The organism is Legionella feeleii, assembly GCF_001467625.1.
Taxonomy (GTDB): Bacteria; Pseudomonadota; Gammaproteobacteria; order Legionellales; family Legionellaceae; genus Tatlockia; species Tatlockia feeleii.
Map to the genome: position 1 here is coordinate 1 of NZ_LNYB01000087.1, position 883 is coordinate 883.

Here is an 883-nt window from a genome sequence, read left to right on the forward strand (position 1 = left end):
CAAGACTGATTTATTGATTAATTTAACCAAAGAGAAACAGGAAAAGGAGTCAGAGCGGATGCAGCATTTAGATGAGGTGGTGAAAGGGATCCAGCAGCGGAAAGAGGAGCTTGACACGAGCGTAGTTCAGCAACAGAGAGAAATTCAAGCGCTTGCTAAGGGTGTTGTTACTGACAGTGCATCGATTCAGCAGCAGGCTGAAGAACTAACGCCTTTATCGGAAGGGCTGGAAAAAGCCGCTCGTGAGCAAGAGGAGCTGATTCACCGTTTGCAGAAAGAGCTGCATGAAAAGCAGGTTGCTTTTGAAGAGGCAAAGCGCCAGCTGGCGGAATCGGATGCACGATTAAAGGAGGCGTCTAAGGAATTAGTGGAAACCAAAGAACAAACAGCGGCATCAAAGGCAGAGCTTTCATTGGTGAAAGGGGAATTATTAGAGATTACCAAGGAAAATAGAGAAAAAGACGTAAAAATTGGGCTTCTTGATAAGAAAATTAAAGGAGTGGTGGCTCAACTTGAGGAAAGCGAAATTAAATTTAAGAAGGCTGCTTCAAAAATTGATGAGTTAACGAGCGAGGTAGCAGCTTGTAACGAGCTCATAGAAACCCTCACGGAGCAACTGGAAGAGGCGCAGGAAAACAAACGCGGCCGTTCCCCCTCCCCTTCATTTTTTAAATAAGGAAATTCGCCATGTATAGTAAAACAACAACAGACGAAGTGAGTATTCCTCCGGTAGAGGAAGTTGTCATTTCTGGTAGTACACAAACCGAGTTAGAGCTAATAAAGAAAAAGACTAAACAACAGTTGGAGTTATTAAAGAAGCAGACGGAGCGTTTAAAGTTATTTGACGCGAAGATTGACATTGATTATGCGATAAAGTGGTATG

Annotated in this window: 2 protein-coding genes; both read left to right on the top strand. The window is 43.3% G+C overall.

Features of this window, described 5'->3' with window-relative positions; all coding sequences use genetic code 11:
• A partial coding sequence (locus Lfee_RS17280) for a coiled-coil domain-containing protein (RefSeq protein ID WP_082646686.1) occupies positions 1 to 676 on the top strand: 676 nt, incomplete at its 5' end.
• 11 nt (positions 677 to 687) lie between these two features.
• Positions 688 to 883: hypothetical protein (locus Lfee_RS17450; protein ID WP_193786970.1), on the top strand; the 196-nt coding region annotated here is incomplete at its 3' end.